The organism is Kitasatospora sp. NPDC002522, assembly GCF_053595195.1.
In genome coordinates this window covers 1-18,711 of sequence record NZ_JBSFXE010000001.1, presented here as the reverse complement: position 1 = coordinate 18,711, position 18,711 = coordinate 1, and the positions used below count along the sequence as shown (strand labels likewise).

Genomic DNA, 18,711 nt, shown 5'->3' with positions numbered 1-18,711 from the left:
CGTCCTCGGGTTCGGCTTCGGGCTGGGATCAGCCGATTCCGCGAGAGCGATCAGGGGGGACTGTCGCGCGGTCGGCCTCTGTTCCGGGGCGGCGCGCGGTGGGACGCGTGCGCCTAGATACAGCGGAGACAGCGGCGACAACACGAGGAGTTCGCGGCAGCACCGAGGAGCGCCTGGCGGCGCGACGGGGCGGCGAACTGTGACATGCGGGCAAGCAGACCGCACCTGGGCCGTCGGTGTCAAGGCGCAGGTGAGGACAATCGGGGCAGACCTGGCCTGAACCACCGGATGGGGTGATAAATCACCCTCTATGTTTCGATGTGAAGATCGCCGGGAAGGCAGGCCGTGAGATCGCCGGGCCCGATGAGGCCGCCGCCTGACGGCAGGTCAGGGACCAGGCAGGATGTCCGGGTTGTCCGGATATGTACACTATTCGTAGTGGCTTGGTTCCGGGGAGTGAATCCTTGGCCCAATACCAGACCTCGGCTTGACTGGGCCAGAGTGACGCAACTGTAATTTCTCTCGTGTCGTTCCGCCGCACCGGCAACGGCAACACCACGGGGACGCCAAGAGGGGCAGAGGAGGCGCGCCAGAATGAGCGAGCTCTTTGAGCTGTTGATCGGTGAGGGCATCGAGGAAGACGAAGAGGAACTCGGCTGGCAGGAGCGGGCGCTGTGCGCCCAGACCGACCCCGAGTCGTTCTTCCCCGAGAAGGGCGGGTCCACCCGGGAGGCCAAGAAGGTCTGCCTGGCGTGTGAGGTCCGGGCCGAGTGCCTCGAGTACGCGCTCGCCAACGACGAGCGGTTCGGCATCTGGGGCGGGCTCTCCGAGCGGGAGCGCCGACGCCTCAAGAAGAGCGCGGTCTGAGCATCCCCGCGGACCGCGCGGGACATCCCCGCGGAGCACGTCCGGTGCCGGCGCCCCACCTCCCCGAGGTGGGGCGCTTTCGCTTCGCCGCACACCGGCGGGGGCCGCCGCGATACCCGCTGCACCGTCTCTTCACACACACCCGGGACAACCCGGCCACCCGGAGCCGTTAGTGTGGTGCGTCATCTGCCGTCAAACCCGAACCGGTGGTCCGCGCACCCGATGACTGTTTACAGCCACCAGAGCGGCTTCTCCGCTGCCAGGCCGCCCGCCTACCCGCGCCATCTGGTCACCGCGGTGATCGTTTCGCACGACGGCGCCCGCTGGCTGCCCCAGGCGCTCGCGGGTCTGCTCGGCCAGGACCGGCAGGTGCAGCGCATCCTCGCGGTGGACACCGGCTCCACCGACACCTCCCCGCAACTGCTCGCCGACACCCTCGGCGACTGGCTGCCGGAGAGCGGCCCGCAGATCCTCGGCCGCCGGGTCGGCTTCGGCCGCGCCGTCGGCGAAGCCGTCTTCAACTCGGCGCCGCTGCGCCCCGAAGACCTCTCCTACAGCCTCGACCCGTCCGGCTACGACCCGGTCACCGGCGGCTGGGACGACTTCGGCGACCCGCTCGGCGCCGAGGACGACCTCGGCCGCGGCGGACCGCGCGAGACCCAGCCGGTCGAGTGGCTCTGGCTGCTGCACGACGACTGCGAACCGCAGACCGACGCCCTGCGCCGACTGCTCCAGGTCGCCGACTCCACCCCGAGCGCCGCCGTGGTCGGCCCCAAGCTCCGTTCCTGGTACGACCGCCGGCAGCTGCTGGAGGTCGGCGTGACGATCGCCCGCTCCGGCCGCCGCTGGACCGGGCTCGACCGCCGCGAGCAGGACCAGGGCCAGCACGACCAGGTCCGCCCCGTGCTCGCCGTCTCCACCGCCGGCATGCTGGTCCGGCGCGACGTCTTCGAGGAACTCGGCGGCTTCGACCGGGCGCTGCCGCTGATGCGCGACGACACCGACTTCTGCTGGCGGGTCAACGCCGCCGGCCACCGCGTGGTGGTCGCCCCCGACGCGGTGCTCCGGCACGCCGAGGCCGCCAGCCGCGAACGGCGCGCCATCGACTGCGGCTCCGCCCACCCGCACCGGGTCGACAAGGCCGGCGCGGTCTACACGCTGCTCGCCAACTCCAAGGGCGTGCTGTTCCCGTACACGCTGCTGCGGCTGATCCTCGGCACCCTGCTGCGGGTCGTGGTCAACCTGGTCGGCAAGGACCCCAAGCAGGCCTACGACGAGGTGGCCGGCCTCGGCCACGAACTGCTGCGACTGCCGCGCCTGTTGACCGCCCGCGCGCGCCGCCGCCGGACCCGCTCGGTCGACTCGCTGGACGACCGCACGCTGTTCCCCGCACCCGGCGCCACCGCCCGCCTGGCCATCGAGAACGTCATCGGCTCGCTCGGCATCGGCGGCGGCGACGACTCCGGCGCCGGCCGGCACGGCTCGGCCGAGTCCGGACCCGGCGACGACGACACCGACGACCTGGTGGTCGAGCAGTTCGCGCTGATCAAGAAGTTGGCCCGGCGCCCGGCCCCCGTGCTGTTCGCCGCGGTGCTGGTCTTCGCGCTCGCCGCCGGCCGCAACCTGATCGGCTCCGGCTGGCTCGAGGGCGGCGCCCTGCTGCCCGCCACCGACGGCGCCGGCGGACTGTGGCGGATGTACGCCGACGCCTGGCACCCCGTCGGCACCGGCTCCACCGCCACCGCACCGCCCTACCTCGGCGTCCTCGCGGTGCTCTCCTGGGTGTTCCTCGGCCACGCCGACTTCGCGCTCACCCTCATCGTGCTGCTCTCGGTGCCGCTGGCCGCGGTCAGCGCCTACCTGGTCTCCCGGCCGCTGATCGAGTCGAAGCTGGTCCGCGCCTGGGCCAGCGCCACCTACGCGCTGCTGCCCGCCGCCACCGGCGCCCTCGCCCAGGGCCGGATCGGCACCGCCGTACTCGCCGTGCTGCTGCCGCCGCTGGCCCGCGCCGCCGCGATCACCGCCGGCCTCGGCATCCGCAAGGAGACCGCCGCCAAGGGCGCCCGCCCCGGTTGGCGGTCCGCCTGGATGACCGTGCTGATGCTCACCGTCTGCACCGCGTTCGTCCCGCTCACCTGGGCCATCGCCCTCCCGCTCTGCCTCGCCGCCCTCGCCCACGCGGTGCTGCGCGGCGGCGCGTTCGGCTCCGGCGGCCAGGCGCTGCGGCTGCTCGGCCTGCGCATCGCGGTGATCCTCGGCGCGCCCGTCGTGGTGCTCGCCCCCTGGTCGCTGCACGTCCTCGCGCACCCCTCCCGGCTGCTGCTGGAGGCCGGCGTCGCCGGGTTCAACGGGCCCGCCGCCGACCCGCTCGGCCTGATCCTGGTCAACCCCGGCGGCGCCGGCGTCCCCCCGATCTGGCTCTCCGCCGGCGTGGTGCTCGCCGCGCTCGCCGCCCTGCTGCGCGCCGACCGGCGCCGCGCGGTGCTCGCCGCCTGGGGCGCCGCCGCCGCCGGTCTGGTCTTCTCGGTCGCGGTGGCCGGCACCTCGGTGACCCCCGCCTCCGGCGGACCCGCCACCGCCGCCTGGGCCGGCCCGGCCACCCTGCTGGCCGGCGTCGCCCTGCTCGCCGCCGCCGCGATCGGCGCCGACGGCGCCAACGCCCGCGTCTCCGGCATCGCCTTCGGCTGGCGGCAGCCGGTCGCCGCACTGGTCGTCGCCTCCGCCGTGCTCGCCCCGCTGGGCACCGCCGCCTGGTGGGCGATCCACGGCGCCGACGGCCCGCTGCACCGCACCGCCGAGGCCCAGGTCCCGGCGTTCATCGCGGAGGCCGCCGACACCACCGACCGCGCCCGCACCCTGATGATCACCGGCGACGCCGCGGGCACCGCGGTGAGCTACGCGCTGGTCCGCGGCGCCGGCCTGACGACCGGTCAGGCCGAGGGCACCGTGGACGCCGCCGCCGACCAGAAGCTCGCCCAGCTCACCGGCAAGCTGCTGGCCGGCTCCGGCGGCGACCAGGCCGGCACCCTGGCCGGGTACGGCGTCGGCTACGTCGAGGTGAAGGACCCGCTGATCGCCAAGGTCCGCGACGTCCTGGACACCACGCCCGGCCTGACCCGGCTCAGCCTCGACAACGGCGTCGCGCTCTGGCAGGTGACCGCGATCCCCGGCGCCCGGGCGCAGATCACCAGCCCCGGCACCGTGCCGATCACCGTCCCGGCCGGCGTCCACGACATCTGGACCACCATCCCGGACGGCCCCGAGGGCCGGCAGCTGCGGCTCGCCGAACAGGCCGCCCCGCAGTGGCAGGCCACCCTCGACGGCACCCCGCTCAAGGCGGTCACCGTCGACGGCTGGGCCCAGGGCTTCCAACTCCCCGCCAAGGGCGGCCGACTGGACGTCACCCGGACCAGCAGCCTGGCCCACACCGGCTGGGCGTGGGGCCAGCTCCTGCTCGGCGTGGTGGTCCTGGTCCTCGCGCTGCCCGGCCGCCGCAACCACAACGACGACGACCTGCCCGAAGAGGTGGTCGCCGCCCAGGCGCTGGCCGCCGCCGCGCAGGCCCAGGCCCCCGCCCCCGGCAGCCGCCGGGCCCGCCGGCTCGCCGAACGCGGCGAGGGCGAGGGCGACGGCGAGCAGGCCCCCGCCGAGCCCGGCGTCTACGCCGGTGCCATCCCGCAGCAGCCCACCGGCGAACCCGACGGCGGCTACCAGGCCGACCCCGAGCCGTTCGCCGACCCGTACCAGACCGACACCTACCAGGCGGACCCGTACCAGGCCGACCCGTACCAGCAGCCCGCCTACCAGGGCGACGGCTACGGCTACGACCAGTCCGGCTGGGACCCGAACGGCCAGCAGCAGCCGGTCGGCGCGCCCTACCAGGGCGACGGCTACGACCAGTACGGCCAGCAGTACGGCTACGAGACGCCCGCCCAGGGCTGGACCGACCCGTACGCGGCGGGCTACCCGCAGCAGCAGCAGGAGCAGCAGCAGCCCTGGCTGCCCGGCCAGCAGCAGACCGACCAGACCGAAGGCTGGGGATACCCCCAGCACGACCCCAACGACCCCTACGGCGGCCACCCGCAGCAGCCCGGGACGGGGAGCTGACCCGCGATGAAGAAGCCCACCCTGAAAGCCCCCAAGCTCAAGGCGCCCGACCTGAGCAGCGTCGCCGGCGGCAGCCGCACCGGCCAGTCCCTGCTCGCCGGGGCCGCCATCCTCGCGGTGGTGTTCGGCGTCGCCGAACTCCGCTCACCGGTCACCCCGACGACGGGCGCCACCGGCAAGCTCACCAGCACCCAGGTCGAACGCACCGCGCTGGTCTGCCCGCCCCCGCTGCAGGGCGCGGTCGGCTCCACCACGCTCACCCTGTTCACCCCGCCCGGCGGCACCGCCCAGGGCGGCACCGGCGTGCTCAACGACGTCACCCCGCAGAGCGTGGTCGCCGCCCAGGCCCCCGCCCAGCCGGCCACCGCCCCGTCCGGCACCGCCTCCGGCGCCCCGGCCGCCGCCGACGCCCGGGTCACCCTGGCCAAGCCGGGCGTCCCGACCGCCGGCCCCGCCGCCAACAACGACACCGCCCCCGGCACCTTCGCGGTCGGCACCGGCGCCCTCGCCCCGGGCTTCACGGTCACCCAGACCACCAGCTCCGAGCAGGGCTCCCCGGCGCTCTCCGGCGCCCGCTGCACCCCCACCGGCACCAGCTTCTGGTTCTCCGGCGCCAGCACCGCCGGCGACCGGGTCGACTACGTCACCCTGGTCAACGCCGACACCCTGCCCGCCGTCGTCGACCTGCGCCTCTACGGCGACAAGGGCCTGATCGACAACGAGCTCGCCACCGGCATCGCGGTCGCCCCCGGCACCTCCCAGCAGATCCTGCTCAGCGGCCTCTCCAAGGGCCAGGTCAACGACCTCGCCGTCCACGTGGTCGCCCGCAGCGGACGCGTCGGCGCCGGCCTGCACGCCCGCGACGGCGGCAAGGGCAGCGACTGGCTGGAGCCCTCCGCCGACCCCGCCGCCACGGTCACCGTGCCCGGCGTCCCCGCCGACCTCACCGCCGCGCACCTGGTGGTCGCCACCGACTCCGCCGACGACGCCGACCTCAAGGTCCAACTCTCCGGCAAGAACGGCTGGTTCACCCCCGCCGACCACGAGACCCTGCACGTCAAGGCCGGCATGACCGCCACCCTCGACTTCGACGTCTCCAAGCTCGCCCACGAGGGTGCCACCGCGGTCCGCCTCACCCCCACCGACCCCGCCCACGCCACCCCCGTGGTGGCCGGCCTGCGGGTCGACCGCAACAACAAGGGCAAGAACGAGGCCGCGTGGCTGGCCGGCGCCGCCCCCGTCGGCACCCGCGCCTCCATCGCCGACAACCGGGCCGGGCAGACCGCCCTGATGCTCACCGCCACCGACACCGACGCCAAGGTCAAGGTCACCTCCTCGGCCGGCAGCAACGGCGGCACCCCCGCCACCAAGGACGTCGACATCCCCGCCGGCACCACCGTCACCGTCGACGGCATCGACCCCGCCGGCGTCAACGGCCCCTACGCCCTCACCGTCGAAACCACCACCGGCGGCCCCGTCGTAGCCGCCCGCCAACTCACCATCCCCGCCCGCGACTACCCCGCCTTCACCACCCAGCAACTCCGCGACGACCGCGCCACCGTCCAGGTCCCCCAAGCCGCAGGCGACCCCGGAGTGGTCCTGAAGTAGGGGGGGCGAAGCCCCCAGGGGCCCGGGGAACGGCGGGGGTGCGTGGCTGTCGGGGTATCGGGGCGCTGCCAGGTCTGGGCGCATAGACGTCTCCGAAGACCCCCCGCCAAGCTCAGACCACCAGACACTCGCCTCGCAGTTCCCCGAGCCCCTACCCGTCCTCGCCGTACCGCGGATCAATCGCATCCGGCGACAGCCCCAACAGCTCCGCCACCTGCTCGATCAGGATCTCGTGCACCAGCGCCGCCCGGTCCTCCTTGGACTTGGCGCGGATCTCCACCGGCCGCCGGTAGACCAGGATCCTGGCGCGGCGCCCGGTCACGGCGGGAATCACCCGGCCGAGCGGGACGCCGTCGGGCTCGGGCTCACCCTTGGCGGGCACCGGGACCTCCAGGACGGCGAACTCCACGTCCTCCAGCTGGGGCCAGCGCCGGACCAGGCGCTCCATCGACTCCCGGACGTAGTCGTCGAAGAGCTCGGAGCGGGTCAGCGAGATGGGCACCTGCGGCGGTGCCAGCGGCCCGCGCAGGCCGCGGCCGTGCCGGTCGCGGTGCTTGCGGCGGCCGGGACCGGGCGGGGACGAGGGTGTCGAGCTGTCCATAGCAGTGTCGAGCGTAGTCCCTGGATGCCCGGAAGTGGACCACTCGGGCACGGCGCGTGACGGCTCCGAGACCCGCGGGGAGACACACGCGGAGGGGGCGGGTCTTCGCGGGCCGGTCGGGAGTGCGGTACCGTCCACCCTCGTGAGCTCTGTACGTCGTTGTTCGCGGACCGCGTGCGGCCGTCCGGCCGTGGCGACGCTGACGTACGTCTACGCGGACTCCACCGCGGTGCTCGGCCCGCTGGCGACCTACGCGGAGCCGCACTGCTACGACCTGTGCGCCGAGCACGCCGAGCGGCTGACCGCGCCGCGCGGGTGGGAGGTGGTCCGGCTGGTCGCCGAGGCGGGGCCGCTGCGGCGCAGCAGCGACGACCTGGAGGCGCTGGCCAACGCGGTGCGCGAGGCGGCCCGTCCGCAGGAGCGGACACCCCGTCAGGGCCCGCAGACGGACGGCGAGTCGGGCCGTCGGGGCCACCTGCGGGTGCTGCGCTCGCCGGAGAGCTGAGACCGGTCCGCGGGTGCACGGCACCGGCGCTTCGCCGTGGCCGGGTACGCTGCCCCTCTACCGCCGGGCGGACGCATCGTCCGGGGCAGCTCGCAGCACACACACGGGAGCATTCGTGCGGGACCTGAAGCAGCTTGTGAAGGCGTACGACGTCCGGGGCGTCGTCCCGGACCAGTGGGACGAGTCGCTGGCGTACGCGTTCGGCGCGGCGTTCGTCGAGGTGGTCGGCGGCGCGGCGGTCGTGGTGGGTCACGACATGCGGCCGTCCTCGCCCTCGCTGTCCCGCGCGTTCGCCGAGGGCGCGGCCTCCCGCGGCGCGGACGTGGTGGAGATCGGGCTGTGCTCGACCGACCAGCTGTACTACGCGAGCGGCAGCCTGGACCTGCCCGGCGCGATGTTCACCGCCTCGCACAACCCGGCCGAGTACAACGGCATCAAGCTGTGCCGGTCGGGCGCGGCCCCGGTCGGCCAGGACACCGGCCTGGCGGATATCCGCGAGCTGGTGGAGTCGTGGCTGGACGAGGACGGCGCGGTGCACGTCCCGGTCGTCGACGCCACCCCGGGCGCGCTGAGCGCCAAGGAGACCCTGGACGGCTACGCGGCGCACCTGCGCGGCCTGGTCGACCTGACGGCCATCCGGCCGCTGAAGGTCGCGGTGGACGCCGGCAACGGCATGGGCGGCCACACCGTGCCGACGGTGTTCGCGGGCCTGCCGCTGGACGTCGTCCCGATGTACTTCGAGCTGGACGGCACCTTCCCGAACCACGAGGCCAACCCGCTGGACCCGAAGAACCTGGTCGACCTGCAGGCCAAGGTCCGCGAGGTCGGCGCCGACCTGGGCCTGGCGTTCGACGGCGACGCCGACCGCTGCTTCGTGATCGACGAGAACGGCGACCCGGTCTCGCCGTCCGCGATCACCGCGCTGGTCGCCGAGCGGGAGGTCGCCCGCGCGAAGGCGAACGGCGAGGCCGAGCCGACGATCATCCACAACCTGATCACCTCCTGGACGGTGCCCGAGGTGGTCCGCGAGCTGGGCGCCGTCCCGGTGCGCACCCGGGTCGGCCACTCCTTCATCAAGCAGGAGATGGCGGTCACCGACGCGGTGTTCGGCGGCGAGCACTCCGCGCACTACTACTTCCGCGACTTCTGGCGCGCCGACACCGGCATGCTCGCCGCGATGCACGTGCTGGCCGCGCTCGGCGGGCAGCAGGAGCCGCTCTCCGCGCTGACCAAGCAGTACAACCGGTACGCCGCCTCCGGCGAGATCAACTCCACCGTCGCCGACCAGCACGCCGCCACCGAGCGGGTGCGGGCCGCCTACGCGGGCCTGGAGGGCGTCACCGTGGACGAGCTGGACGGCCTGACCGTGGCCGGCCAGGACTGGTGGTTCAACCTGCGCGCCTCGAACACCGAGCCGCTGCTGCGCCTGAACGCCGAGGCGAAGGACCCGGCGAAGATGGCCGAGGTGCGGGACGGCGTGCTCGCGATCGTGCGGGCCTGACCCCGCTGGTCAGCCTGGCGCTGACGTTTCGGGTGCCCCGGCCGGTAGGGTTGCCACCGGCCGGGGTACTGCTGTGTCACCGGCCTGACAATCCACCACGACCGCCGCACCGACCGGAGCCGACCGTCATGAGCCTGCCGTCCTTCCTTCTGGAGATCCTGGTCTGCCCGGAGTGCCGTTCGCCGCTGGCCGAGGTGCGCGAGGGCTCCGAGGAGGCCGAGCACGAGCTGCGCTGCACCGGCGAGGGCTGCGGCCTGGTGTACCCGGTGCGCGACGGCATCCCGGTGCTGCTGGTCGACGAGGCCCGCCGCCCCTCCTGAACCCCCGTCAGCCGCTTCCCCGCAGTTGTTGGAGGCCAGCCGCCATGTTCGACGACACCCTGATCGACGACCCGGCCGCCCTGCAGCGCGCCGACCGCCGGCACGAGCTGCTCGCCCTGGCCGGGGCGGGCGCCCGGATCCGGATCGCCCTGCGGCTGGCCGACGCGGCCGGGGTCAACGGGCTGCGCCCGGACGGCCGTCCACGGGCGGTGCTGGTCGCCGGACACGGCAGCGCGCTGACCGCCGCGGCGGTGCTGGCCGCGCTGGCGGTGCCGAGCTGCCAGGTGTGGCCGCTGCCGCCGGCCGACGCCCGTCCGGCGGCGCCCGCGTTCACCGACGGCGAGTCCTGGCTGCTGCCGGGCTGGGCCGGTCCGCTGGACCTGGTGGTGCTGGCCAGCGCCGGCGGCCGGGAGGGCGGGCTGATCAACCTGGCCGAGCAGGCGTACGCCCGGGGCTGCGCGATCGCGGTGATCTCCCCGGAGGGGTCGGAACTGGCCGAGGCCGCGGAGCAGGTCCGCGGCCTGCCGCTGCCGTTCACACCGAGCGAGGTCGAGCCGGAGGGCTCGGACGCCGAACCCGACCTGCCCGCCGAGGACCCGGCCGCGCTGTGGGCCTTCCTCGCTCCGCTGCTGAAGCTGGCCGACCGGATCGGCCTGGTCCAGCTCGCCCCCGGTTCGCTGGAGGCCGCCGCCGACCGGCTGGACGAGGTGGCGGTGCGCTGCCGCCCGGACGCCCAGGCGTACGACAACCCGGCGAAGTCGCTGGCCAGCCGGCTGGCGGAGACCGTTCCGCTGCTGTGGTCGGACGGCGCGGTGGCCGCGGCGGTGGGGGAGCGGTTCGCGGCGGCGCTGGCCGACCGGGCCGGGCTGCCCGCGCTGACCGGCCGGCTGCCGCAGGCGCTGACCGCCCACCGCGGCATGTTCGCGGGCCGGTTGGGCGCCGGGGCCGACCCCGACGACTTCTTCCGCGACCGGGTGGACGAGCCGGTGCCGCTCCAGCTGCAGGTGCTGATGCTGCGTCACACCCCGGGCGTCGAGGAACTGGAGGAGCCGGGCTGGCCGGTGGCCCGGGCCCGGCGGCTGGCCGAGGCGCACGAGGTGCGGGTCACCGATCACGCCTCCAGCCTGGAGGACCCGCTGCAGGCACTGGCCGAACTGATCGGCCTGACCGACTTCGCGGCGGTCTACCTGGGCCTCGCCACCGAGAACTGACGCGATATCGTCCCCTGGTCAACCAAGGCCCGGCAAAGTCCGGGCCCGGAGGGAAGGACAGGGGTTGAGCACCGAAGGCGGTACCAAGGCCCTGGTCGCGGCACTGGCCGCGAACCTGGGCATCGCGGTCAGCAAGTTCGTGGCGTTCGCGTTCTCCGGATCGTCCTCGATGCTCGCCGAGGGCGTGCACTCGCTGGCCGACTCCGGCAACCAGGTGCTGCTGCTGGTCGGCGGCAAGCGCGCCCAGCGCGAGGCGACCCCCCAGCACCCGTTCGGCTACGGGCGCGAGCGGTACGTCTACGGCTTCCTGGTCTCGATCGTGCTGTTCAGCGTCGGCGGCATGTTCGCGATCTACGAGGGCTACGAGAAGATCGTCCACCCGCACGAGCTGGAGAACTGGTACTGGCCGGTCGGCGTGCTGGTCCTCGCCATACTGCTGGAGGGCTTCTCCTTCCTCACCGCCTACCGCGAGGCGTCCAAGGACAAGGGCCGGCACGGCTGGGCCGCGTACATCCGCCGGGCCAAGGCGCCCGAGCTGCCGGTGGTGCTGCTGGAGGACACCGGCGCGCTGATCGGCCTGGTGCTGGCGCTGATCGGCGTCGGCGTGACCGCCGCCACCGGGAACGGCGTCTGGGACGGCGCGGGCACGGTGTCGATCGGCGTGCTGCTGGTGGTGATCGCGCTGGTGCTGGCGCTGGAGACCAAGTCGCTGCTGATCGGCGAGTCCGCCGACGTCGACGTGGTGGAGGCGATCCGCGCGGCGCTGGTCGACCACGACACGGTGACCGACGTCATCCACATGCGGACCCTGCACGTCGGCCCGGAGGAACTGCTGGTCGCGGCCAAGATCGGGGTCAACGCGGAGGACAGCGCCGCGGTGGTCGCCCAGGCGATCGACCTGGCCGAGGCCCGGATCCGCCGCGCCGTGCCGATCGCCCGGGCGATCTACCTGGAGCCGGACATCTACTCGGAGGAGAAGGCCCTGGCCGGCCCCGACGCCGACGCCACTCCGGGCGGTCCCGGCCCGAAGGCCCACTGACCGGGGGCCGGGCGGTGTAGATTCGTCAGCAGTGCCAAACGTCGCTGCTGATGGCGGTCGATCGGAGTCCGGCTCCGGTCGAGGGAGAGAGGTCCTCCGACGGATTGTGCCGCAGCAGAGGGCCGCCCACCGCGTCCCCCTGCCGCTCAGCACACCCGTAACCAGGCCCACGCAGCGAGGAGTTCGCATGTCGAACCTGCCCACCGGCGACTTCAAGGTCGCCGACCTCTCCCTGGCCCCGTTCGGCCGCAAGGAGATCCAGCTCGCCGAGCACGAGATGCCCGGCCTGATGTCGATCCGCGCCGAGTACGCCGCCACCCAGCCGCTCGCGGGCGCCCGCATCACCGGCTCGCTGCACATGACCGTGCAGACCGCCGTGCTGATCGAGACCCTCACCGCGCTGGGCGCCGAGGTCCGCTGGTGCTCCTGCAACATCTTCTCCACCCAGGACCACGCCGCCGCCGCCATCGCGGTCGGCCCGGAGGGCACCCCGGAGAACCCGCAGGGCATCCCGGTGTTCGCCTGGAAGGGCGAGACGCTGGAGGAGTACTGGTGGTGCACCGAGCAGGCGCTGACCTGGCCCGACGGCCAGACCCCGAACATGATCCTGGACGACGGCGGTGACGCCACCCTCCTGATCCACAAGGGCGTCGAGTTCGAGAAGGCCGGCGAGGCCCCGGACCCGTCCACCGCCGACAACGACGAGTACCGGATCATCCTCGAGCTGCTCAACCGCACGCTCACCGAGTCCCCGGCCAAGTGGACCGAGGTCGCCGCCACCATCAAGGGCGTCACCGAGGAGACCACCACCGGCGTCCACCGCCTGTACGAGATGCACCGCGACGGCAAGCTGCTGTTCCCGGCGATCAACGTCAACGACTCGGTGACCAAGTCGAAGTTCGACAACAAGTACGGCTGCCGCCACTCGCTGATCGACGGCATCAACCGCGCCACCGACGTCCTGATCGGCGGCAAGGTCGCCGTGGTCTGCGGCTACGGCGACGTCGGCAAGGGCTGCGCCGAGTCGCTGCGCGGCCAGGGCGCCCGGGTCATCGTCACCGAGATCGACCCGATCTGCGCGCTGCAGGCCGCGATGGACGGCTACCAGGTCACCACCCTGGACGAGGTCGTCGAGATCGCCGACATCTTCGTCACCACCACCGGCAACAAGGACATCATCCTGGCCTCCCACATGGAGCGGATGAAGCACCAGGCCATCGTCGGCAACATCGGCCACTTCGACAACGAGATCGACATGGCCGGCCTCGCCAAGCTGCCGGGCGTCGTGAAGACCGAGGTCAAGCCGCAGGTCCACGAGTGGCGCAAGGCCGACGGCAAGACCATCATCGTGCTCTCCGAGGGCCGCCTGCTGAACCTCGGCAACGCGACCGGCCACCCGTCCTTCGTGATGTCCAACTCCTTCGCGAACCAGACCATCGCGCAGATCGAGCTGTTCACCAAGACCGAGCAGTACCCGATCGGCGTCTACGTGCTCCCCAAGCACCTGGACGAGAAGGTCGCCCGCCTCCACCTCGACGCCCTCGGCGTCAAGCTCACCACCCTCACCAAGGACCAGGCCGACTACATCGGCGTCCCGGTCGAGGGCCCGTACAAGGCGGAGCAGTACCGCTACTGACACACCGTCGACGGCGCCCGGCACCCCCGCGAGGGGGTGCCGGGCGCCGTCGCGCTACGGCAGCACCTCGGTGGTCCAGGCGTTCGGGTCCGCGCCGTGCCCGACCACTCGGGGCAGCCAGGCGTTCGGGTCGCCGGCCTTGCCGTCCGGCGGCTCCAGGGCCATGGCGCACCACTTCAGTCCCCCGCCCGAGGAGCACGCCTGCGGGTGGGACCCCGCGCTCGGGTCCGTGGACGGCGAGCCGGCGCCCGGATTCGGCCCGTCCGGGGTGACGTAGACCGACACGTAGTGCGACCCCTGCTCCTGGAAGCCCAGCGACGCCGTCCACCAGCCGCCGCCGTTGCGCGGTGCCGTGATGCTCGCCGCGACGAGCACTGCCGACGGAGGCAGCGAGGCCATCGACGCCGGCATCGGCACCGCGTACGCGCCGACCAGCACCCCGGCCGCGATCCGCAGCGGCACCGCCTGGCGGTCGGCGTCCTCCAGGCCCTCGGTGTCCAGCTCCGCCCAGCGTCCGTCGGCCAGCCTGAACCGCAGGACATCCGTCGCCCTCGGCCAGCCGTCCGGGCGGTCCTTCTGCAACCAGTAGGCCTCCCGCCCGTTCACCTGCGGCGCGGCCACCCGCACCCCGTGCGATCCGTCCGCGAACGTCGGCGCCTCGTCCGGGTTCACCCCGGCCGGGAACACCTGCAAGGAATAGTGCTGCGTCGAGTGCCCGGGGCCCGTGCTCGCCGTGGTCTGCACCCCGACCCTGGTCGCGCTGAACTCCACCTCGGCCACCGCGTCCGGCAGCCAGCCGAACCGAGCCTGCACGGTCAGTGCCGCCCGGCCGATCGTCGGCACCGCGGCGGCCGGGCCGGTCGGCGTCGGATCCGGAAGCGCCGTGAACGGGGCGGTCGGTGACGAGTGCGTCGAGTTCGGCGCCACCGGGCCGATCGGCGCGGAGCCCGTGGCCGACCCGCGGTGCAGCACCGCGAACGACCCCGAGGCGACCACCACCGCCGCCACCGCGCCGAGCACCGTCCACCGACGCTGTCGCACCGCTGACCGACCGCGCCGCACCGCCCGCAGCGGGTCCACCGACGAGGGCGGCGCCGACCGTTCCGCGGACGCCACGTACTCGGCCATCCGCACCGTCAGTTCCTCCGCCTGCCGCTGATCGTCCGTCACACCTCGGCCCTCCCCATCGGACGCAGCCACGCCGATCGCCGCAGCGTCGCCAGCGCCCGCGAACTCTGACTCTTCACATTGCCGCTGGAACACCCCAGCTCGGCAGCGGTCTGTTCGACCGTCAGATCGCAGAAGTAGCGCAGCACCACCGTGGCCCGCTGCCGCGGCGGCAGCGCCGCCAGGGCCTCCCGCACGTCCAGCGACAGCGCCAGGTCCGCACCGCCCGCCACCACCGCGGCTCCGGGCTCCGCGGACGGACGGGTCCGCCGCCACCACCCGGTCCGCTGCTCGGACAGGAAGGTGTTGACCAGCACCGTCCGGGCGTACCCGTCCCGGTTCTCCGCCCGGCCCACCCGACCCCAGTGCACGTACAGCTTGGTGATGCTCTCCTGGACCAGGTCGTCCGCACGATGCCAGTCCGCGCACAGCAGGTACGCGACCTTCCGCAACCAGACCGTCCTGGAGGCCACGAACGCGGTGAACTCCTCGTCCCGCGTCTGCTCCGCCATCCGGTCCCCCCTCCCCATGACCGGTGACGCGGTCGCGCCACCGCCCCCCTGATGCGGCCGACCCGCGGAAGGGTTGCACACCGCGTTCCGTAGGCTTCACCCATGCCGAACGGCCGCTACTCCCTCCACGACCCGCACGACGGAACCCCGCTCGGCGAGGAACGCTTCAGCTGCGCCCCCGGCCCGGCCGGCTGGCGCTACGTCGCCAAGAGCTACCACCCCGACGGCACCGTCCTCGGCACCACCGACCTCACCCTCGACCAGCGCGGCCGCCCGCTACGGATGGAACTCCGGGCCGGCGGCTGGCAGGTCCGCGGCGGCGCGCTCGACGGCGTCAGCTGGGTGCGCACCGCCGCCGACGACCCCGACCCCGCGCACGCCGTCGAGGGCCACGACCGCGCCCACGCCTTCACCGGCGACTCCCCGGCCTTCCTGCTCGCCACCGCCCGGCTGCTCGACCTCGCCCCCGGCGCGAGCACCCGGATCCGCCTGGTCTCCTTCACCGGCAGCGCCCTCGCCCCGCGCACCCTCGACCAGTCCTGGCAGCTCCACGCCGTCGAGCAGCACCCCACCGACACCGGCCCGCTCCCCGTCGAGCACTACCGGGTCACCGACCTGGACACCGGCGAGGTCCGCGAGCTCCACCTCACCGGCGACGTCCTGCTCGCCGCCCCCGGCATCGAACTCGAAGAGCTCGACACCCCGCCCAACGCCCGCCGCTGACCCGCGGACGCCATCAGGCCGGCGGCGCGAACCCGCCCCCGGCCGGCGGCTGCTGCGCCGGGACCGGCTGCTGCCCGGGTGCCTGCGGCTGCACCGGGATCGCCACCTGCGGAGGCTGCACGGGTGCCTGCGGCTGCGGGTACCCGAGCACCCGCACCGGCGGCTGCGGCTGCGGAGCCCCGGCCGGCGGCAGGTACGGGGGCGGCACCTGACCGGGCGCCGCCTGCTGAGCCTGGAACGCCTGCGACGCCTGAGCCGTTTGGCCGGCCTGCTGCGCAGCGGCGTACTGCGCGGCCGCGTACCGGGCCGCCGCCGCGCTCTGCCGCTCCCACTCCCGCCGCTGCCGTTCCATCAGCACCGCACCCAGGTACATCACCGGCGGCGTCCCCACCGGCACCGACCGGCCGGTGCGCTCGCACAGGTCCCCGGCCAGTCGCTCGGCCAGCCCCTGCGCCACCTGCGGGTCCAACTCGTTCAAGCGGCCCAGCAGTTGACGCATCGCCAGCCACAGCCCGTCCGGCACCGCCGACAGGTCCATCGCGGCCAGGTCCGCGCCCAGCGCGTGCATCACCTGCGGCGGCACCGGCGGCACCGCCCCGTGGTCCTGGGCGCTGCGCGGCAGTCGCTCCCGGATCACCAGGGTCCCCGCGAAGATGTCGCCCAGCCGCTTGCCCTGCTCGTTGAAGAGCGAGACGAACACCGCCGGCATCGCCAGGAAGCCGAAGTCCACGATCCCCACCAACCCGCGCACCAGCGCGTGCCGGAACCGGATCGGCCCGCCGTCCGCCCGGACCACCCGCAGCCCGAACACCACCTTGCCCAGCGACCGCCCGTGCGACAGCGTCTCGATCAGGATCGGCAGCAGGGTCAGGAAGAACACCAGGGTGGTCAGCGACACCGCCGCCACCGCCGCCGCCTCCAGCCGAGACAGCAGCAGCGAGAGCGCGAACAACGTGACCAGGTACCCGATCCCGTAGACGACCCCGTCCAACGCCCGCGCCAGCCCCCGCGACGGCAACCGCGCCGTCCGCAGCCCCAGGACGACCGCCTCGCCGGTCACCAACTCGCTCACAGCACCCACCCGCTCCGTTCCGCGGCCCGCCGACCGGCACCCTGCCGCGCGACCCGACCCCCGCATCCGTTCCGGATCCGTCCAGGCCGCAAAGATACGACCGCCCGCCGCGACCCGGAACCCCGGTCCCGTCCGCGCACCCCTGTTCCGGAATCCCCTGCCGGGTCGCCCGCCCGCTCTGGCAAGCTAGCCCGGGCTGCGCACCGCACCGGTGCCCGCCACCCGTCCCACCGCGCACCCGGAGAGAGCCGCATGGACCTGGACGTCTTCGTCGCCGCCCACCAGGCGGAGTGGCACCGTCTGGAGGTCCTGGCCGGACGCCGACGCCTCACCGGCGAGGAGGCCGACGAGCTGATCGCGCTCTACCAGCGCGCCACCAGCCACCTCGCCCAGGTCCAGTCGACCGCCCCGCACCCCGGCCTCGAAGGCCGCCTCACCACCCTGGTGGTCCGCGGCCGCAACGCCGTGGCCGGTGCTCGCAGCTCCTCCTGGCGCGACGCGGCCCGCTACTTCACCACCAGCTTCCCCGCCACCCTCTACCGCGCCCGCCGCTGGTGGCTCACCGTCATGGCGGTCTCGCTCGTCCTCAGCGCCGTCATGGCCTGGTGGATCGGCACCCACGCCGAGATCCGCGAAGCGCTCATCCCGCCCGCCGAACTCCACGAACTCACCAAGCCCGGCGGCGAGTACGAGACCTACTACACCGAGCACCCCTCCGCGAACTTCGCCGCCAAGGTGTGGACCAACAACGCCTGGGTCGCCGTCCAGTGCCTGGTCTCGGCCGTCCTGCTCGGCATCCCCGTGCTCTTCATCCTGTTCAGCAACGTGGTCAACCTCGCCGCCGGCCTCGGCCTGATGGCCTCCGCCGGCCGCCTCGACCTCTTCCTCGGCCTGCTCATCCCGCACGGCCTGCTCGAACTCACCGCCGTCTTCGTCGCCGCCGGCCTCAGCCTCCGCCTCGGCTGGACCGTCATCGACCCCGGCCCCCGCACCCGCGCCGCCGCCCTCGCCGAAGAGGGCCGCTCCGTCATCGGCGCCGCGATCGGCCTGGCCGGCGTCCTCCTGGTCACCGGCATCATCGAGGGCTTCGTCAGCGGCTCCGCCCTCCCCACCTGGCTCCGCATCACCATCGGCGTCACCGTCGAGGTCCTCTTCTTCCTCTACGCCCTGGTCCTCGGCCGCCACGCCGCCGCCCGCGGCGAGATCGGCGACGTCGAAGCCGCCGACCGCACCGACCTCCAGCCGATGGCCGCCTGACCGGCGTGGCGTCACGAGTGCCCCGCCAAACCTGGTAGCCTGATGATCAACCCCAGGGACCATTGACGTGGTTCCGGTGGGCGAGTAGATTTGAACGGTTGGGAGCGACTGGACATCCGGTCGGCCCGAGCGTAGTGTCTACGACACCGCCGAAGACGAGGCAGCGCGTCCGCAAGGATGCTGGCCCGGTTCCGGCATAATCCCGAAGCAGAGCAGTGCAGAGCTTTTGATAAGGTCTGCGGCGAAGGTGAAGGAAATCCCACACCAGCGGGAAATCGGAGTGAAAAACCTCTGATAAGCTGGGAACACGAAAGAACGAAGCGCCCGGAGGGTCGGTCGGAAGGCCGCCTGAAGGAAGTGTCCGTTCCTTGAGAACTCAACAGCGTGCCAAAAGTCAACGCCAGATATGTTGACATCCCCGGCCTCGAAGTCTTTCGGGGTTGGAGATTCCTTTTGAAGTAAAACACTAGCGAGGACGCAGTGCGCAGGGCCGCCTTATTCCGGTGGTTGCTGTGCCGCTCTTTCGTGGAAGCATTCACGGAGAGTTTGATCCTGGCTCAGGACGAACGCTGGCGGCGTGCTTAA

Annotated in this window: 15 protein-coding genes; 11 read left to right on the top strand and 4 right to left on the bottom strand. The window is 73.3% G+C overall.

Annotation, left to right across the window (positions count from 1 at the left end; genetic code table 11):
• Window positions 1-594: 594 nt before the first annotated feature.
• The 3 genes from ACWD4U_RS00075 to ACWD4U_RS00065 all read left to right on the top strand — a co-directional run bounded on the left by ACWD4U_RS00075 (window position 595) and on the right by ACWD4U_RS00065 (window position 6,582).
• Window positions 595-867: a WhiB family transcriptional regulator gene (locus tag ACWD4U_RS00075; RefSeq protein ID WP_014136066.1), complete on the top strand. Its 273-nt coding sequence runs from the start codon at window positions 595-597 to the stop codon at window positions 865-867.
• Between the two features lie 222 nt (window positions 868-1,089).
• Window positions 1,090-4,974 (top strand): glycosyltransferase family 2 protein, encoded by a 3,885-nt coding sequence (locus tag ACWD4U_RS00070; protein ID WP_363459671.1) that lies wholly within the window; start codon window positions 1,090-1,092, stop codon window positions 4,972-4,974.
• Window positions 4,975-4,980: 6 nt separating this feature from the next.
• Window positions 4,981-6,582, top strand: coding sequence for a DUF5719 family protein (locus ACWD4U_RS00065; protein ID WP_363459670.1), 1,602 nt, complete (start codon window positions 4,981-4,983; stop codon window positions 6,580-6,582).
• 151 nt (window positions 6,583-6,733) lie between these two features.
• Here the strand turns inward: ACWD4U_RS00065 and ACWD4U_RS00060 are convergent, their stop codons facing one another.
• Window positions 6,734-7,183, bottom strand: a complete 450-nt coding sequence (locus ACWD4U_RS00060) for a metallopeptidase family protein (protein WP_363459669.1) — start codon at window positions 7,181-7,183, stop codon at window positions 6,734-6,736.
• A gap of 142 nt (window positions 7,184-7,325) precedes the next feature.
• Here ACWD4U_RS00060 and ACWD4U_RS00055 point away from each other — a divergent pair, with 142 nt between their 5' ends.
• The 6 genes from ACWD4U_RS00055 to ahcY all read left to right on the top strand — a co-directional run bounded on the left by ACWD4U_RS00055 (window position 7,326) and on the right by ahcY (window position 13,395).
• Window positions 7,326-7,688 carry a DUF3499 domain-containing protein gene (locus ACWD4U_RS00055; RefSeq protein WP_363459668.1) on the top strand — a complete coding sequence of 121 codons (363 nt, stop codon included), beginning with the start codon at window positions 7,326-7,328 and terminating at the stop codon, window positions 7,686-7,688.
• 115 nt (window positions 7,689-7,803) lie between these two features.
• Window positions 7,804-9,189 (top strand): phosphomannomutase/phosphoglucomutase, encoded by a 1,386-nt coding sequence (locus ACWD4U_RS00050; protein WP_363459667.1) that lies wholly within the window; start codon window positions 7,804-7,806, stop codon window positions 9,187-9,189.
• Window positions 9,190-9,317: 128 nt separating this feature from the next.
• Window positions 9,318-9,509, top strand: a complete 192-nt coding sequence (locus tag ACWD4U_RS00045) for a Trm112 family protein (RefSeq protein ID WP_363459666.1) — start codon at window positions 9,318-9,320, stop codon at window positions 9,507-9,509.
• A gap of 44 nt (window positions 9,510-9,553) precedes the next feature.
• Window positions 9,554-10,720, top strand: a complete 1,167-nt coding sequence (locus ACWD4U_RS00040; RefSeq protein WP_363459665.1) for an SIS domain-containing protein — start codon at window positions 9,554-9,556, stop codon at window positions 10,718-10,720.
• Window positions 10,721-10,784: 64 nt separating this feature from the next.
• The gene (locus ACWD4U_RS00035; protein WP_363459664.1) at window positions 10,785-11,759 is read left to right on the top strand and encodes a cation diffusion facilitator family transporter; all 975 of its coding nucleotides are present in this window, start codon (window positions 10,785-10,787) and stop codon (window positions 11,757-11,759) included.
• 187 nt (window positions 11,760-11,946) lie between these two features.
• The gene (ahcY, locus tag ACWD4U_RS00030; protein ID WP_363459663.1) at window positions 11,947-13,395 is read left to right on the top strand and encodes an adenosylhomocysteinase; all 1,449 of its coding nucleotides are present in this window, start codon (window positions 11,947-11,949) and stop codon (window positions 13,393-13,395) included.
• A 54-nt stretch (window positions 13,396-13,449) separates the two neighbouring features.
• Here ahcY and ACWD4U_RS00025 read toward each other — a convergent pair whose 3' ends face one another.
• Window positions 13,450-14,565 carry a hypothetical protein gene (locus tag ACWD4U_RS00025; RefSeq protein WP_363459662.1) on the bottom strand — a complete coding sequence of 372 codons (1,116 nt, stop codon included), beginning with the start codon at window positions 14,563-14,565 and terminating at the stop codon, window positions 13,450-13,452.
• Window positions 14,562-15,074 carry a SigE family RNA polymerase sigma factor gene (locus tag ACWD4U_RS00020; RefSeq protein ID WP_363459661.1) on the bottom strand — a complete coding sequence of 171 codons (513 nt, stop codon included), beginning with the start codon at window positions 15,072-15,074 and terminating at the stop codon, window positions 14,562-14,564. Before ACWD4U_RS00020 ends, ACWD4U_RS00025 begins: the two co-directional genes overlap by 4 nt.
• 102 nt (window positions 15,075-15,176) lie before the next feature.
• On the opposite strand from ACWD4U_RS00020, the gene ACWD4U_RS00015 reads away from it, so the two are divergent.
• Window positions 15,177-15,797: a hypothetical protein gene (locus tag ACWD4U_RS00015; RefSeq protein ID WP_363459660.1), complete on the top strand. Its 621-nt coding sequence runs from the start codon at window positions 15,177-15,179 to the stop codon at window positions 15,795-15,797.
• A gap of 13 nt (window positions 15,798-15,810) precedes the next feature.
• Here ACWD4U_RS00015 and ACWD4U_RS00010 read toward each other — a convergent pair whose 3' ends face one another.
• Entirely contained in the window at window positions 15,811-16,869 is a 1,059-nt protein-coding gene (locus ACWD4U_RS00010; protein ID WP_363459659.1) for an RDD family protein, read from the bottom strand.
• 252 nt (window positions 16,870-17,121) lie between these two features.
• Between ACWD4U_RS00010 and ACWD4U_RS00005 the strand changes: the two genes are divergently transcribed.
• On the top strand, window positions 17,122-18,126 hold the full coding sequence (locus ACWD4U_RS00005; RefSeq protein ID WP_363459658.1) for a stage II sporulation protein M: 1,005 nt from the start codon (window positions 17,122-17,124) through the stop codon (window positions 18,124-18,126).
• Window positions 18,127-18,711 lie beyond the last annotated feature (585 nt).

Coding starts and splice junctions, on each gene's coding strand:
- ACWD4U_RS00070 (WP_363459671.1), top strand. CDS start 1,090: ATGACTGTTTACAGCCACCAGAGCGGCTTCTCCGCTGCCAGGCCGCCC.
- ACWD4U_RS00020 (WP_363459661.1), bottom strand. CDS start 15,074: ATGGCGGAGCAGACGCGGGACGAGGAGTTCACCGCGTTCGTGGCCTCC.
- ACWD4U_RS00045 (WP_363459666.1), top strand. CDS start 9,318: ATGAGCCTGCCGTCCTTCCTTCTGGAGATCCTGGTCTGCCCGGAGTGC.
- ACWD4U_RS00075 (WP_014136066.1), top strand. CDS start 595: ATGAGCGAGCTCTTTGAGCTGTTGATCGGTGAGGGCATCGAGGAAGAC.
- ACWD4U_RS00015 (WP_363459660.1), top strand. CDS start 15,177: ATGCCGAACGGCCGCTACTCCCTCCACGACCCGCACGACGGAACCCCG.
- ACWD4U_RS00060 (WP_363459669.1), bottom strand. CDS start 7,183: ATGGACAGCTCGACACCCTCGTCCCCGCCCGGTCCCGGCCGCCGCAAG.
- ACWD4U_RS00040 (WP_363459665.1), top strand. CDS start 9,554: ATGTTCGACGACACCCTGATCGACGACCCGGCCGCCCTGCAGCGCGCC.
- ACWD4U_RS00005 (WP_363459658.1), top strand. CDS start 17,122: ATGGACCTGGACGTCTTCGTCGCCGCCCACCAGGCGGAGTGGCACCGT.
- ahcY (WP_363459663.1), top strand. CDS start 11,947: ATGTCGAACCTGCCCACCGGCGACTTCAAGGTCGCCGACCTCTCCCTG.
- ACWD4U_RS00065 (WP_363459670.1), top strand. CDS start 4,981: ATGAAGAAGCCCACCCTGAAAGCCCCCAAGCTCAAGGCGCCCGACCTG.